Below are 17818 nucleotides of genomic sequence, written 5' to 3'. Positions count from 1 at the left end.
TCCTATATTCCGTGATTTCTAGGGTCACTAGCATCCGCTAATTTTTGACCTACTATATAAAATGACACTGTAATTACTGCTAATACAGCAACTGGTATTATAAATAAATAAGTAGCTGATTGCATGTATTGTGAATGATCTTGTATAGTTCTACCTAAAGATGCTGTAGATTGAGTTAAACCTAATCCTATATATCCTAAGAATACTTCTGTAGATACATAAGCTGGCATACGTGTTGAAGCTGATGTAACTATGATAGAAATAAGTTGAGGTAAGATATTGTGAGTAATTATCTTCATTGTAGAAGAACCCAATACCTTTGAAGCCATATTATATTCTCTATCACGGATTATCATTACTTGAACTCTCATGAAATATGCTACCCCAATCCAAGATGTAGCAGATAACGCAAATATAAGTTGTGGAACACCTGCACCCAATGTATATGATAGAATCATTACAATTAAAGTATAAGGAATATTAGACACAATATTATAAATGTCCATTAAATAAAAGTCTAATTTCTTGTTAAATCCCCAAACTGTACCTACAATAATACCAAGTGTCATAGTGATAAATGTAGTTATAAATGAAATTGATAGTGAAGTACGAGCTCCTGCCCATACTAAATCAAATACTGGTCTACCAACATCGTCTGTACCAAATGGATGTTCCCAATTTGGTCTTATAAATCTCATTTTTGGATTGTTAATATTTGATGTATTTAAATTATCAAATCCTGAAAACATAGGCTGTATAAAAGCAAATGCAAGAACCGCTATTAAAACCACTAACATAAACACAGCAACTTTTGAAGAAAAGAATTTTCTAAATACTGATCCCCAATAAGAATATTCAGGAGTAGCTATTTTTTCAGAAGCTTTTTCATCAACTTTGACAAATTCAAATAAGTCGTCAGACAGTACAATGTCTTTTTCTAATTTTTCTTCTGTCATTAGATATCTCCTTTCTTAGCATTAAGTGAGATACGTGGATCCACCCATGTAAGCAATAAGTCACCAGCAAATAGTGAGAATATTGATAATGCTGTAAATATAAATGTCAATGTAATAATCATATTGTTGTTAACTGATTTAATCGCATCTGGTAACATCTTACCCATACCAGGTATAGCAAATATAGTTTCAGTATATATAGCACCACTGATTTGAAGTACTATTGACGCTGGTATACCATTAACTATTGGTATAATAGCATTCTTTAATATATGATTTTTTGAAATTTCTGCTCTTGATAAACCTTTTGCCTTTGCAAATTTTACATAGTCAGAAGAAGATTGATCTATCATATATCTTCTAATCCATGTCATTAATCCAGGCATACTGATAATTGTCATAACTATAATTGGCATAATATAAGATTTAATATTTCCTGCTCCAAATTGTGGGAATTTATCTGGTAGTCCAAATAGTGACCCAATATATTTTAAGAAGAAAATTAAAGCCAATGATGGTATCGCTATAGATAGATTGATAAACAATATACCTATCTTATCAGTCAATTTATCTTTATTTCTTGCCATAGCAACACCCCAAGGTAATGCTAATACATAAGCAAATACTAATGAAATAATACCAAACAGATATGATGTACCAATCATTGAAGGCGCATCAGTTTTTAAATCTACTGTGGCATAATTATCTACATATTTTCTTTGATCTAAATGATCTGGCATAAATTTATATCTCAATGTATGTCTATTATCTGCAGAATTTATAACTTCTCCAGTTTCATATTTTTGTTCTGTACGAACTTGAGCCCCTTGTCCTTTAGAAATAACATCAATAGTTGGAATCCCTGGACTTGTAGGATATGAATTACCAAAATTTAACTTCAACATATTACCATGTATAAATGGGAATTTACCATTAAAATATATTTGATATTTGTATTCACAACCATTACACATTAAAGCTGGAACACCATTAAAATCTGTACCAAAATAATATCCTCTATTATTATCTAAATCAGGATTATTAGCATCTTTTATCTTATTTGGATAATCAAAGTCAAACATTTTACTAAAGTATTTATATACTAATTCTACTACTGAATAATCTCTAGTAGCATACTTCGAACCTGTTAATGGATCACCAGTAGCACTATAAGTACCTATTGTATATCCTTTGTCTTTCCAATACGCTTCTGCTTTTGCATAATCATCTGATTCTACATCTAGACAAGAAGCTCTATCTACGTCTTCTATAGAACACATTTCTCCTAAGCTCAGTTTATCTAAATACCCCAAACTCTCGAGAGTATTGTATCTATATTCTGTCTTAGTGTTACCTCTTAGTTTTCTATAAGTTTGATCATTTTGGAAAACATCATCTCTATTAATCATTGTAAATACCATAGCGATTACTATAGCTGTTACAAGAAAAATAGAAATTATTGACTTTATAACTCTAAGCCATATATATTTTTTCATCTCGTTCTCTCCTTCTATATCGTAGTAAAGATATAATTATAGCTTTAATTATATTATAATTTTACTCTGTAATCAAATAAAAATTATTGATAACTTTTACAATTTTGCAAATATTTGAGAAATTGTAAAAGTTATCAATTTTCTCTTTAACTATATTTAATAAAATAGAGGTTGAAATTACTTTCAACCTCTACCTCAAATACTTTCTAATTTGAAGCTGCTTCTGCTCTTTTTTCCATCCAAGCTTCATATGCTTTATTATATTCTTCAGCTGTTACTAGAGAGTCTCTTAATTTTCTCTTCTTGTATGATTCTGTTCTGATACCTACTTGTGAGTACATACCTGTAAATGGTTCCATCTTAGATACCATTTCAACTCTTGTTTGCATTTGAGTTGGTATATATAATACATTTTCTATTGTCTTAGCATCAGCTCTTGCGAATAAATCATATCTCTTGTCAAAGTCAGATGTTTCTTTTTGAGCTGCTTGATATAATTCTTCGTATTCCATTAAACCAAGTTTTTTCTTGATTTCTAAATCTTCAACATTTCCTTCTTTATCAACTCTACCCAATCCTAAACTTGTCATCAATGAACCAACTGTTGGTGACATTGTTTCAGTAAATGATTTTGGATCTGAGTAGTCTGTACCCCAACCTGTAAATGTTGAAATATCATAATCTGCTTCGGAAGGTTCTTCGTTGTAGTATGTTACTCCATAAACTACATCTTTTGGAGCAAGTACTACGTGTACAATAATTTGTCCATCAGTATTAGCTTCAACTGATTGCTTAAATGAATTTGCTTGTTTAACTAATCTTTCATTTGTTTCGATAGTAATCAAGTCCAAGTTAATTGGGAATTGTATACCTTCTTTTTTAGCTGCTTCGATATATTCTAAAGCTTTTTCTTTACTGAAGAATGGTTCTTGGCCATCATTTAGGTCTACATTTTCACCTGTATCTTCATTATAGTGAGCTGTTACTGAATCAAAGTACATTGTTCCATCAGATTTAGTACCTGCATCTGGATAGTTATAAATATTTCTCTTTGATTCCATAGCAATTTGCTCAGGAGCTGATATTTCTAAGTAAGCTTGTCTATCAAACGCTGCTCTTAAAGCTTTTCTAAAGTTTAAGTTTTGAAGTGCAGCTTTTGTTTGTTCTCTTAAAGTTTCATCATTTGCATAACCTGTTTCATTAAATGATTGTCTATTAAAGTTCATTGTTATACCATATGTTGTTGGTGTTGGCAATGAAGCTCTTATATATTCTTCATATTCTGCTCTAATTTTTGTATAATCTTCCCATGTAGGTCTAAATGACATTGATGGGTATGTTCCTTGTTCAAATCCTGTCTTGATTGAATATGGATCTGCACCTTCATCATATACTTCTGTTACAGTTTTTAAGAATACATTTTCTGCATCCCAGTATAATTCGTTTGCTGTTAAAACGATTGATGATTTTTGGTCATATGTTGAAAGTACATATGCACCATTATAAAGAATTGAGTCTGGTGTTGTTGAACCAAATGTACAATCATCTTTGTTTGGAGCACCTAATGCACATCCGCTACCTTTAGATTCAAGGAAGTCTTTATTAATAGGTAATAATAAATTATATGTTGCATAGTCACCAAAGAAAGGTGTTGGAGCTTCTAATGTATATTCTAATGTATAATCATCTAAAGCTTTAATTCCTACTTTTTCAAATTCTGCATCTGAGAAATCTGAAGCTAAATATTCAGCATAGCCTTTGATTACACCTTGTCCTAACCATGATACACCTGATTCAAATTCTGCAGCATGTCTTAAACCTGTTAAGAAGTCTTGTGCAGTTACTTCAGCGTATTCTTGTCCATCATATGTAGCCCATTTAATACCTTGTTTTAATTTAAATGTCCAAACTGTAGAATCTTCATTTGTTTCCCAAGATTCTGCAATAGATGGTACCAAGTTACCATATTCGTCATTTTCGATAAGTCCATCGATAAAGTTAGCATTAAAAGCGTGGTCTGCTTGTTTGTTTGTAACAACATAATCCATTGTTTCTAATGCGTTTGTACCTGCTACTGTTAAAGAATCTAGATATGTAACATCTGATGGTGTTTCAGCACCTGATTCTCCCCCAGTTTCCTTGCCTGTACTTCCACCATTGTTTGATGGTCCACAAGCTACTAAAAATACCATTACTAATGCTAGTAATAATGATAGTAATCTTTTAGAATTTCTCATAATTCCTCCTATTTTTTAGAGAATCCATATTTGAATTTTCTATATTGTTTAGATTATATGGAAATCATTTTAAATTGTCAATTTTTTTTATTTTATTTATCAAAAAAATTTTATAAATTACAATCAAATTTAAAATATACATTAAATATTATTTCGTAACCTTTTTGTAATCTTTGATTTAATCAGCATAATTGCAAATTTCTTTAATTAACAATCATTTGGTTATATAAAAAACGAATAATAATATACTGTATTATTATTCGTTTTTTGAATATAAGTCTTTTTTTTAATAATTCAATTTTTCAATAATTTCTTCGTACTTGATACTAATATTTTCTTTTTCTTTCCTTGTAGAATATTCCACAAGACCATCTTTAGCATCACGTCCTACGGTAATTCTATGAGGTATTCCTATTAAATCTCTGTCTTTAAATTTAACACCTGGTCTTTCTTTTCTATTATCTAATAAAACCTCTACACCTTTATCCATAAGTTCTTCATATATTTTATTAGCTAATTCTTCTTGATCTTTATCTCCAGTCTTTACTATAGTTATTATAACTTTATATGGAGCTATTGATTCAGGCCAGATGATTCCATCTTCATCATAGTTTTGTTCTATAACTGCAGTAACAGTTCTTGTAATACCAATACCATAAGAACCCATTACAAAATATTGTTCCTTACCATTCTCGTCTAAGAATTTTGCATTTAATGTTTCAGAGTATTTTGTACCTAGTTGGAATATATTTCCTACTTCAACTCCTCTTGCGAATTTTAACTCTTCGCCATTTGGACCTTTATCACCCTCTTCTATCATTAATAAATCTTCGACAACTTCACCTTCAAAGTCTCTCCCATAATTTACATTTTTATAGTGTTTATCTATTTGATTTGCTCCAGTATAGAAATTACTCATTTGAGTAATTCTTTCATCCACTATAACTCTTACATCTTTAAGTCCTATTGGAGACATAAATCCAGGATGTGATCCTAAAGCAATAATTTCATCATCAGTCATCATTTCAATTTCATTTTCAGCAATTTTGAAATGTGAAAGGAATTTTAATATATTTAATTCTCTATGACCCGGAATTACAATCATGAAGTTTTCATCTTCTGTCTTCATCGCAATAACTTTTGCAAATTTAGACTTATCTTCACCTGTAAATTGTGATAATTCTTCAATGGTCTTAGCATTTGGAGTGTCTATAAGCTCTAGTTCTAAAGCATCTTCTTTTTCCGATATAGATAATGTTACTTTAGCTTTTTCATCAGTAGCTGCATAATCAGTTTCATCACTATATACAACTACACCCTCTCCTGTTTCAGCCATAGCGATAAATTCATGAGAAACTCCGCTTCCCATTATTCCACTATCACCTTCTACAATTCTATAATCAAGACCTATTTTATCAAATATATATTCATATGCATCCCACATATTTTGATATGATTCTTCAAGCCCTTGTTGATCTTTATCAAATGTATAAGCATCTTTCATTGTAAATTCACGAGCTCTATTTATACCAAATCTTGGCCTTTTTTCATCTCTATATTTTGTTTGGATTTGATAAATATTTAGGGGTAATTGTTTATAAGATTTTAACTCATCTCTTACTAATGTTGTAAAATACTCTTCTGCTGTAGGTCCAAGACAAAACTCTCTATTGTTTCTATCTTTTAGTCTAAACATTTCTTCACCAAATTTAGACCATCTTCCTGATTCTTCCCAAATTTCTTGTGGTTGGAGAGCGGACATCAATACTTCTTGAGCACCATATTTATCCATACCTTCTCTAACAATATTCTCAATTTTTCTAATCACTCTATATCCAAGTGGTAAATACGAATATATTCCTGATGCTGATTTTCTTATCATACCTGCTCTTAAAAGAAGTCTATGTGATGCAATTTCTGCATCTTGTGGATCTTCTTTTAATGTTGGCATATAAAATTTATCCATTTTCATATCTAAATACCTTTCATGCTAAGCGCTACTTTATTTCTATTTTTATCTATATCTATTATCTTAACCTTTACTATATCGGAAACTTTTACAATATCTGAAGGATTCTTTACATATTTATCAGAAAGTTCAGAAATATGAACTAATCCATCATTTTTTAATCCAATATCTACAAAAGCTCCAAAATCAACTACATTTCTAACAGTTCCAGTAAGTACCATACCAATCTCTAAATCATCTATACTTACTACATCTGCTCTAAGTATAGGTTTTGGCATATCTTCTCTAGGGTCTCTTCCCGGCTTTCTAAGTTCAGCTATAATATCAGTCAATGTAGGTTCTCCTACTTCTAATCTTTCAGCTGTTTCTTTAATATCAATTTTATCCAATTCCAAATCCATTATTTGTTCTGCTATTTTGTATGACTCGGGATGAACAGCTGTATTATCTAATGGATTTTCACTATTTGGTATACGTAAAAATCCTGCTGCTTGTGTAAAGGTCTTAGGTCCTAAACCTTTAACATCTTTTAATTCTTTTCTTGACTTAAACATACCATTTTCTTGTCTATATTCAACAATATTCTTTGAAACGCTTGAATTAATCCCTGATACATAAGCTAAAAGTGAAGCTGATGCAGTATTAAGATTTACACCTACTGTATTTACACTATCTTCCACCACATTATTCAATGTTTCAGTTAATAATTTTTGATTTACATCGTGTTGATATTGACCAACACCAATATGTTTTGGTTCAATTTTTACAAGTTCAGCAAGTGGATCTTGTATTCTTCTCGCAATTGAAACCGCTCCTCTAACTGTAACATCCTTGTCTGGAAACTCTTCAATACCAACTTTTGAAGCTGAATATATGGATGCTCCAGACTCATTTACTATTGTATAGTAAACTTTATGACTAAACTCATTTTCAGACAACATTTTAGATACTACAGCTTCTGTCTCTCTTGAAGCCGTTCCATTTCCTATAGCAATAAGACCCACATTATATTCTTCAATTAATTTTTTCATTATTTTAATTGAACCTTCAATATCTTCCTTTGGTTTTGCAGGGAATATTATTGTATCGTGCAATAAAGATCCAGTCTCAGATACAACTACCGTCTTACATCCTGTTCTATATCCAGGATCAAGTCCCATAACAACAGTACCTTTTATGGGAGCCTGCATTAAATATGGTTTTAAATTAGTTGCAAACACATCAATCGCTTGACTATCTGCAGCTTCTGTAAGCTCTGATCTAATTTCATTTTCAACAGACGGGAATAAAAGTCTCTTATATCCATCTTCTGCAGCTTCATAAATATATTTGTAAGACTCAGAACTTCTATCTTTATTAATACTCATTGCTATTAAAAATATATTATCTTCGTCATTTAATTTTACAGATACTTTTAAATATCCTAATTTCTCTCCTCTATTGATAGCTAGTATTCTATGTGATGGAATTTTAGATATTTCTTCTTCAAAATCAAAATAGATTTCAAATGTTTTAGCTTCTTCTGCATCTTTTTCATCATAATTAGCTTCAATAGAGACAATTTTCCCATCTCTTTTAGCATCTTTTCTCAAGATATTTCTAAATACTGTAGTGTCAGAAATTAATTCAGCTAAAATATCTTTAGCCCCTTGAATAGCTTCTTCTCTAGTTTCAACTTCTTCTGTAATATATTTATCAGCTTCTTCTTCTATAGATCCATTTCCTTCTTTCCAAGTAAGTATAAAGTTTGATAATGGTTCTAAACCTTTTTCCTTCGCCTTTGTAGCCCTAGTTTGTTTCTTTTGTTTGTAAGGACGATAAATATCTTCTACTTCTTTTAGAGTTTCTGCTTTTTGTATCGCTTCCATCAATTGATCGGTCATTTTTTCTTGATTTTCAATAGAAGTAATCACTTCTTCTTTTCTTTTTTCCAAATTTCTTAAATAATTTAACTTTTCTTCTAATTGTCTTAAAACTTCATCCGTTAAATTACCAGTAACTTCTTTTCTATATCTAGCAATAAAAGGAATAGTGTTTCCTTCATCAATTAATTCGATTGTTTTTTGAACTTGAATTTCTTTAACATCAAGATGTTGAGCAATATTTTTTACTATATCCATTATTCTTCCTTCATATTTAAATAGGCGTTGATGAAATCATCTATATCGCCATCCATTACTTTTTCTATATTACCGACTTCATAATTCGTTCTATGATCTTTCACCATAGTATATGGTTGAAATACATAAGACCTTATCTGTGATCCCCAGGAAATCTGATTATATTTACCTTGGATATCTTCTATTCTTTCCTTATGTTCTTCTTCTTTTATTTGAACAAGTTTAGCCATAAGCATTTTCATAGCAGTTTCTCTATTTTTAATTTGAGATCTCTCATTTTGACTCGTAACTGTTACACCTGTTGGAATATGAGTGATTCTAACAGCACTATCAGTTGTGTTTACGTGTTGACCACCAGCACCAGATGATCTATATGTATCAATTCTTAAATCTTTATCTTCAATATCTATCTTTACATTATCATCAAGTTCAGGATAAACATCTACTGAAGCAAATGATGTATGTCTTCTAGCATTTGAATCAAATGGTGAAATTCTAACAAGTCTATGAACACCTTTTTCACCTTTTAGATATCCATATGCATTTCTACCCTTTACTATAAATGTAACAGATTTTATTCCGCCACCCTCTTCATTATTAAACTCTGTCATTTCATATTTATACTTTTTATTATCAAAATATCTAGTATACATACGCATAAGCATTTGAGCCCAGTCTGTTGCCTCAAGCCCACCACTTCCAGCATGTATTGAAAATATGGCATTGTTTCTATCATATTCTCCAGATAGTAAAGTTTGAATTTTTAACTTAGATACTTTATTTTTAGTTTCTAAAAGTTCATTTGTTAAATCATCTTGCATTTCAATAAATTCTTCAACACTTAAAATCTCTATCATTTCACTTATTGAATTTACTGACATTTCTTGTTTTGCATATGTTTCAATAGTATCATTCAAAGAATTTATCTCAATCATAGTTTCTTGTGCCTTATCTGAATCATCCCAAAAGTCAGACTCAAAACTTTTAGCCTGTAGTTTTTTTAAATTTTCTTTTAAATTAGCAATGTCAAAGAGAGCTCCCAAGACTTTTTATCGTCTTTTTTAACTCTTCTATTTCATTTTGCATTTCAAAACGTTCGATAATATCACCTCTTAAATCATTTTTTTATTTTTCTTGCCTGCAATTTTTTCTAAATTTCCAAATATTATGGAAAATGCAAAACCTATAACAAACATTAAAATTGAAACTATTATCTGCCCAGTATTTTGGAAGTTTACATGTCCTTTAATTACAGTTGGTATAATCGCTAAAAATAGCCCCAATATAACCGAAAATGTTCCTGTATAAAATTTTCCTATAAGTCTACTCATAATAAATGAAATAATTAGAACTCCTAATCCAAGACCAATTACAGCCGGTATCAGAACTTGGAAATTTAACTCTGCTACTGATTTGACATAAATTTCATATAAACCAATTGAAGATAATATCGCCGCACTATCAACTCCTGGTACTATTGATGATCCTGCAACTGCAAAACCAAGTATCATCGATTGTAAAAGTGTAGGATTTGTAACAGGTTCAAAAATTCTTTGATTTCCATAGAATAAAAATATTCCAAACGCTAAAGCTATTGCAGTAAAAGCATAATATTTATTGTTCCAACCTTCTTTTCTAACTTCTCTCCAAAACAGTGGAATAGTACCTACAATTAAACCTAAAAAAGCAAATCTTGTATATAACTCATAATTTGCTAATAAATAATTTACAAGCTTTGAAAATAGAACAATACCTATTCCAATCCCTGCAAATAAAGGTATTAGAAACATTAAATTCTTTTTAAAATCTTTAAATATATTTCCTATAGTATCTACAACTTTTTGATAAAGTCCAAATATTACCATTAATACTGAACCTGAAAGACCTGGTGCAATTCCACCTATTCCAATTATTATTCCTTTTAAAAATAATTTCATAATTAATTTCTCTCCAATTTATTTTATTATGTTATATTGAATTTATCAATATTTCATTGCAATCATCGCAATGTTTCTACCTGAGTTTAATCCATCTCCTCTATGTGAATGAATAATATCTTTATTTTTTAGTGAATCAATTTCAGATAAATGAATATTCTCTTCTTTAACACCTAATTCTTTAAGTATCTTTACATTAATTGCAATAGTATCTATAAAATATTTTTGCTTACCTTCTTTGATATCTCCAATTTTTATAAATTCATCGATATTTTCAAAATTATCTAAAAACATATCTTTTACATCTTCATCTACTTCAAATGAATCTTTTAATATACTTGGAAATATAGCTATTTCTAAATCACTAGTTTTTGTACCGAATTCATTTATCATAATTTCAATTGTGTTTTTTATAATTTTATTTAATGTACCTTTCCATCCACTATGAACATTGGCGATTACTTCATTTTTTTTGTCATAAAAGATTACTGATTGACAATCCGCTGAGCTTGTAACTAATCCAACTCCTTTTAATTTGGTAATTAGACCATCCACATCCATAAAATCATCATTAAAATTTTCTTCATCTAAAATCTTTACAATATTTGTATGAGTTTGTATAGGATTCTTAAATCTAATATCAAAGCCTATAATTCCTCTTAATTTTTTATATTGTTCGTCAACTTTATCAAGACTTATCAATCTTTTATTAAAATTATATGGTCTTAAAGTAAATAAATTTACAATTTTTTCATCACCAAAATTCTTAAATTTCAATAATCTTTGATTTTCATCTACAAATATTTTATTTTTTTCATATTCTAAAATTCTCATCATTACCTCAACTTAAGATTATATCATAAATTGTCACCATCTTTTAATCCTATTTAATAAAAAAATAAGTTAGCTCTTTTCTAACTTATTTTTTATATTTCATATATTTTTCAATTTAGGTTCTAAAATTTGCACAAATAATTTTAAGAAAAAGTTAAATACAAAAACACCGAAGATTGTGGCTTCTCTAACATTCAATGGTCCTTTAAATACAAATGTAACTAGTAAACTCAACACAACAGCTAATATATCTAAGAAAAATCTCACTCTAAAAAATGATATTCCAGTCTTTATTGAAATAGCTTCTGAAAGTCCTTCAGCCGGCATGTTTACAATATCCAATGATACAAGTATAGCTATAGCAAAAGCCGATAATATAGATCCTATTAACCACATAATCAATCTTGAAATATATAAATCAAATTCAATTAATATTGTAACAAATTTAGATTCTATTGGCTATATAATCAACTAAAATCTATATTATAATTCAAAACTCTTTAATATTTATTTTCATATACATTCAAAAAAACTACTGAAATTAATTTCAGTAGTTTTCTATTTTTATCTATTAATTGATCTTGACATACTAGTAATTGTATGTCTTCTACCTCTGATTGCAACACTTAAATCATAGATATTTTCAGGTATTGACATACCATGATACCCAGCATCTCCAATATGTTGTATATCTACTCCCGCAATCTTGTTATCTATAGCCATTCTTTTAATAGTTTCAGAATCACTTGTTTCTTGACTTGTACCTATTGCTGACATAACTAAAATATCTTTTGAATGAGCATAGTCTACAACTTCATAGACTTGTTCAGGTCTCAATCCTGGAACAGATCCTATAGATGGAACCAATATAATATCTGCACCTGCATCTATAATTTCTTTAGCTATTTCTACAGTAATTACAGGTTCATTTACACCTGCTCCATGCATTTTCCCAGCAATTATTAAACCATCAAAGTTTTCTTTACCTATTTTTACCGCATTAATTACCGCTTCATTTGAAACTCCAACACCTGGATTTCCTGTTAAACAAACAAAATCTAATCCTACTTCATTCGCTCTTAAAAAAGTTTCTTTAGATGCTTGTCTACCTTTTGATATTACAACTCTATCTTCCAGCATATCAGCTTCAGTATCCACTGGCTCAAGATTTAAACCAATTGGTCTTCCAGTATATTTCTTTAATAATTCAACAAAGTTGTTATCATCATATTGACCCAATCCTTCTATAACTGGTGAAAAAATATCTACACCATTCAATAGAACCATATTCGATCCGAAAGCACATGCAATCTCTGCTCCAGTAATTCCAGGCTCATACGCTTCTCTAGTAGCAACTATTTCTGTCAGAACTACTCTTCCCTCACTAGCTTTAATACTATTTTTCAACTCTTCTGCATTCATCTTTATAATATCAGATGCATTTGCACTTACTAATCTTTTAGCCATATGTTCTCCTTTATTGTTTATATTAATTTACATTTATATATTAGCACAATGCTATTATTTGTACAATTTGTAAACAAATATTCAAATTAATTCGCATAAAAAAACTTCAAAATCCATATTTAGGATTTTGAAGTGAAATAAAAAAAGAGCGTTTCCGCTCTTTTTTATTTTCTATAGTAATTTTTCAAACTCATCATGTACGAATTGTACTTGTGGTCCAACTACAACTTGAACATTTCCTTTACCTGGTCTTACTATACCAGCTATTTGAGCTTGTCTAATAACTTCTTCTTTAACTAAGTTATCATCTTTAACTGTTAATCTAAGTCTTGTTGTACAGTATGTTGATCCTGTAACATTATCTTTTCCACCAAGACCTTCTAAGATTTTCTTAGCCATAGCTGTGAAGTTAGTGTCAGCTGATAATTCTACATTTTCACCTGCTACTACATCTTCTCTACCTGGAGTCTTTAAGTTTAGTTTAACAACACCAAATCTAAATACTAAGAAGTAAACTACTGCATATACTAAACCTAATACTATTAGCATATACCAGTTTTCAGCCATTGGGTTTCGTGCACTTAAGAACATGTCAACAAATCCTGCTGAGAATCCAAATCCTGCATACCATCCTAATTGAGCTGCTAAGAATACTGAAATACCTGTTAACACTGCGTGTACTAAGTATAATTGTGGTGCAATAAACATAAATGCAAATTCAATTGGTTCTGTAACCCCTGTTAAGAATGATGCTAATGCAGCTGCGATAAATACAGATTTAGCATAGCTCTTTCTTTCAGGTTTAGCTACTGAGAACATTGCTATAGCAGCTGCTGGTAAACCAAACATCATAACTGGGAAGAATCCAGCTTGATACATACCTGGGTGATATGTAGCTGTTATTGTGTCTTGAGCATTTTTCAAGAAGTTGTTAATGTCATTGATACCTACTAAGTCAAACCAGAATACTTGGTTTAATGCATGGTGAAGTCCTGTTGGTATTAATAATCTATTGAAGAATCCGTAAATACCTGCTCCTACTGGTCCCATACCTGTTAATGTTTGACCAAATGATACTAATCCTTGGTAAACTGCTGGCCAGATGAACATTAAGATTAATGATGCTACCATAGCCATAAATGATGACATAATAGGTGTTAATCTTCTACCACTGAAGAATGCAAGTGCATCTGGTAATTTTACACCATGGAATTTATTGTAAGCAGTAGCTCCTAAAATACCAGATAAAATACCTATAAATGCATTCCCATTATTAATTTTTGTAAAACCTTGATAAATAAAGTTATCAACATTACCTGCTTCTGCCCATTCTGGATCAAAGTTTCTCATTTGAGATACAGCACCAGGGCTTAACAATGTAATCATTGTTAAGAATGCTACTAAACCTGATAAAGCGGCAGCACCATGAGAGTCTTTTGACATACCAAAAGCTACCCCTACTGCGAAAATAATACCTAAATTATCTAAAACAGCCCCACCAGCTTTTATTAAGAATGCTGCAACAACACTGTTAGCACCCCAATCTGTTGGGTCTATAAAGTAACCAAGACCTAGTAAAAGAGCTGCTAAAGGCATAACCGCAACTGGTTGCATAAGAGCTCTACCTAATCTTTGTAATGAACTTTTCATTAGTTCCCTCCTATATATTTTTTTAGCTATATCCTATATATAGCCTCTGAGAAGTTCCACATTGCCAAATAAAAAAAATAAAAAAGCAATTATGAAAACGACTACATTACCTTTAGATTATACCAGCTTATCTTAAATGTCAATATATAATTTATATCTTTTGAGTAAATTATAGATATTTTCTAAGTAGTTTCTAATGTTTTACATTCATTTTTAATAAAACTAAATTTTATTAATTCTCTTAACTTGTGTCTTTCAGGGAGTTTCATCACAAAAAAACACAGAAATCAATTGATGATTAATTTCTGTGTTTTATTTATATAATAAATAATATTTTTATATCATTTATTTAAATGTTTTTCATAATTAAATGTATTTTTTAAATAATTCTGCTATTATCTCCCATGACAATTCTTGTATTTCTTACCTGAACCACATGGACATAAATCGTTTCTTCCTACTTTTTTATCAACCTTTCTTTGAGTTGGAGTCTCTTGACCACCTTCAAGTTTTGCCTCTTCAACTTTAGCAACTTTCTCTCTTTGAATGTCAGTCTTAGGAACTACATGGAACATGTTTCTAACAGTGTCTTCACGAATTGAATGATTCATTTCCATGAACATTTCATAACCATCATTAGTATATGCTCTAACTGGATCTTCATTACCTATCGCTCTAGCTCCAATATTTTGTTTCAATTGGTCCATTGCATCAATGTGATCAACCCATTTTGAATCTACAACACGAAGCATAATTATTCTTTCAAGCTCTCTCATTTGTTCAGACCCTATCGCTTCTTCTCTTTCATCATATATGTTTTTCGCAATATCTGTAAGATCATTTTTCAAATTCTCTTGTGTTGTAATTTCTACATTTTCCCAAGATTCAATAGGGATACAAATACTAGCTAAGTAGTTTTGTAATGCACCAATCTCCCATGATTCTTTTGGTAGATGTGGACTTGCAAATTGATCTACAGTTTCATCAATTAAAATTTCTATCATGGTCATTATGTTTTGCTTCATGTCTTCACCATTTAGAACGGAATTTCTTTCACCATAGATTACTTCTCTTTGCTTGTTCATTACATTATCATATTCTAAAACTCTTTTTCTCATTGCAAAATGATCTGATTCTACTCTAGTTTGTGCTCTTTGAATAACTTTTGAAAGCATACCTGATTCAATCGCTTCATCTTCAGAAAATGATTGGAATCTATTTAAAGCTTGACCACCAAATAATCTCATTAAATCATCTTCTAAAGAAACATAAAATCTTGATTTACCTGGGTCACCTTGACGACCAGCTCTACCTCTTAACTGATTATCAATACGTCTAGACTCGTGTCTTTCAGTACCTATAATCATAAGTCCGCCAGCTTCAATAACTTTTCTAGCATTTTCATCAGTTTCTTTCTTAAATTCTGATTTAAGTCTTTGGAAAGTTTCTCTAGCTTTTATTATTTCTTCATCATCAGTTTCTGCAAAACCATCAGCTTCTTCGATTAGATAATCCTCAAATCCTTCTTTTTTCATTTGTGTTTTTGCCATATATTCAGGATTACCACCTAAAACAATGTCGGTCCCTCTCCCTGCCATATTTGTAGCAATAGTAATCTTACCAAACTCCCCAGCTTGAGCAACTATTTCAGCTTCTCTTTGGTGTTGTTTAGCATTAAGTACTTCATGTTTAATTCTCTTTTTCTTTAATAAGCTTGAAAGATATTCAGATTTATCTATTGAAACAGTACCTACAAGTACCGGTTGTCCAGTCGCATGAACCTCTTCTATCTCTTCAACTATAGCTCTATATTTCGCTTCTTGATTTACAAAAACTCTATCATGTTCATCAATTCTAATTACAGGTTTATTTGTAGGTGCTTCAATTACATCTACATTGTATATTTCAGCAAATTCATCTTTTTCAGTCATCGCTGTACCAGTCATACCGGATAATTTGTCATACATTCTAAAGTAATTTTGGAAAGTAATAGTTGCAAGTGTTTTTTGTTCACTTTTAACAGATACACCTTCTTTTGCTTCTAAAGCTTGATGAAGACCATCAGAATATCTTCTTCCTTGCATAATACGACCTGTAAATTCATCAACTATTAGAATTTCTCCATCTTTAACTACATAGTCAACATCAAGATGCATAGTATTTCTAGCTTTTAAAGCTTGATTAATATGATGAATAAGTTCCATATTTGAAGGATCTGATAAATTTTCAAGATTAAAGAATTTTTCAGCTTTTTCAGTACCTACTTCAGTCAATGTTGCTGACTTTCTCTTTTCATCTACTACAAAATCAACAGTTTCTAATTTTCTTTCTTCTAATAAATTATCAAGCTTATTCTTTTCAGTTTCTTCCGGATCTAATATTCTACCAGTAAGTCCTTTTACAAAAGTATCAGCTTTGTAGTATAAGTCAGTAGATTCATCACCTTTACCAGAAATAATAAGAGGAGTACGTGCCTCATCAATCAAAATTGAGTCCACTTCGTCGACTATAGCAAAATGAAGATCTCTTTGAACCGTATCTTCTTTATAAATTTCCATATTATCTCTTAAGTAGTCAAATCCAAATTGATTATTTGTACCATAAGTAATATCTGAATTATAGGCTTCCTGTCTTTCTCTCGGTGTTAATCCATAAACTACACATCCTACAGAAAGTCCTAAGAATTTATATAATTTACCCATCCAGTCCTTATCTCTTTGTGCTAAATAATCATTTACTGTAACTACATGAACACCCTTTCCTGATAATGCGTTTAAATAAGCTGGGAGAGTTGCTACAAGCGTCTTACCTTCACCTGTTTTCATTTCTGAAATTCTTCCTTGATGAAGTATAATCCCCCCTACTAATTGAACTGGATAATGTTTCATTCCTAAAACTCTACTTGAAGCTTCTCTAACTGTAGCAAAAGCTTCAACTAATAAATCATCAACTGTTTCTCCATTTTTTAATCTTTCTTTAAACTCTTTAGTTTTATTTTGTAATTCTTTATCACTAAGTTTTGAATACTCTTCCTCTAGGTCTAAAATTTGATCAACTATCGGCTGTAATTTTTTTATTTCTTTTTCACTAAAGGATTTAAATAATCCTGAAAATATGCCCATATCTCTTAACTCCTATCTTTTCGATTTCTT

12 protein-coding genes are annotated in these 17818 nt (G+C 30.4%); all 12 read right to left on the bottom strand.

The window, feature by feature from the left end; translation table 11 throughout:
• Positions 1-2: 2 nt before the first annotated feature.
• A complete protein-coding gene (gene oppC / locus G534_RS0102795; RefSeq protein ID WP_034595901.1) occupies positions 3-956 on the bottom strand; it encodes an oligopeptide ABC transporter permease OppC in 954 nt (317 codons plus the stop codon).
• Positions 956-2452, bottom strand: a complete 1497-nt coding sequence (locus G534_RS0102790) for an ABC transporter permease (protein WP_027347768.1) — start codon at positions 2450-2452, stop codon at positions 956-958. Before G534_RS0102790 ends, oppC begins: the two co-directional genes overlap by 1 nt.
• 206 nt (positions 2453-2658) lie before the next feature.
• The gene (locus G534_RS0102785) at positions 2659-4689 is read right to left on the bottom strand and encodes an ABC transporter substrate-binding protein (protein ID WP_027347767.1); all 2031 of its coding nucleotides are present in this window, start codon (positions 4687-4689) and stop codon (positions 2659-2661) included.
• Between the two features lie 286 nt (positions 4690-4975).
• Positions 4976-6661: a proline--tRNA ligase gene (locus tag G534_RS0102780; RefSeq protein WP_027347766.1), complete on the bottom strand. Its 1686-nt coding sequence runs from the start codon at positions 6659-6661 to the stop codon at positions 4976-4978.
• 2 nt (positions 6662-6663) lie between these two features.
• Positions 6664-8778, bottom strand: coding sequence for a Tex family protein (locus G534_RS0102775; RefSeq protein WP_027347765.1), 2115 nt, complete (start codon positions 8776-8778; stop codon positions 6664-6666).
• Positions 8778-9864 (bottom strand): peptide chain release factor 2 gene (prfB, locus tag G534_RS0102770; protein ID WP_338032963.1). Its coding sequence is split into 2 segments (ribosomal slippage): positions 8778-9806 and positions 9808-9864, totalling 1086 coding nucleotides; the frame shifts between segments, so codons are not numbered across the junction. Before prfB ends, G534_RS0102775 begins: the two co-directional genes overlap by 1 nt.
• Before the next feature lie 26 nt (positions 9865-9890).
• Positions 9891-10715: a DUF368 domain-containing protein gene (locus G534_RS0102765; RefSeq protein WP_027347763.1), complete on the bottom strand. Its 825-nt coding sequence runs from the start codon at positions 10713-10715 to the stop codon at positions 9891-9893.
• Between the two features lie 45 nt (positions 10716-10760).
• Complete coding sequence (gene pgeF, locus G534_RS07740; RefSeq protein WP_051177396.1) at positions 10761-11549, bottom strand: peptidoglycan editing factor PgeF; 789 nt, start codon at positions 11547-11549, stop codon at positions 10761-10763.
• 99 nt (positions 11550-11648) lie between these two features.
• A complete protein-coding gene (locus G534_RS0102755; protein ID WP_476702728.1) occupies positions 11649-11978 on the bottom strand; it encodes a DUF6198 family protein in 330 nt (109 codons plus the stop codon).
• Between the two features lie 135 nt (positions 11979-12113).
• A complete protein-coding gene (locus G534_RS0102750; protein WP_027347761.1) occupies positions 12114-13016 on the bottom strand; it encodes a DUF7916 family protein in 903 nt (300 codons plus the stop codon).
• Positions 13017-13187: 171 nt separating this feature from the next.
• Positions 13188-14666 (bottom strand): N-acetylglucosamine-specific PTS transporter subunit IIBC, encoded by a 1479-nt coding sequence (nagE, locus tag G534_RS0102745; RefSeq protein ID WP_027347760.1) that lies wholly within the window; start codon positions 14664-14666, stop codon positions 13188-13190.
• Between the two features lie 395 nt (positions 14667-15061).
• Positions 15062-17788: a preprotein translocase subunit SecA gene (gene secA, locus G534_RS0102740; protein WP_027347759.1), complete on the bottom strand. Its 2727-nt coding sequence runs from the start codon at positions 17786-17788 to the stop codon at positions 15062-15064.
• Positions 17789-17818 lie beyond the last annotated feature (30 nt).

The sequence above is a fragment of the Helcococcus sueciensis DSM 17243 genome (genome assembly GCF_000423145.1).
Lineage (GTDB): Bacteria > Bacillota > Clostridia > Tissierellales > Peptoniphilaceae > Helcococcus > Helcococcus sueciensis.
This window is presented reverse-complemented; position numbering and strand designations above follow the sequence as displayed.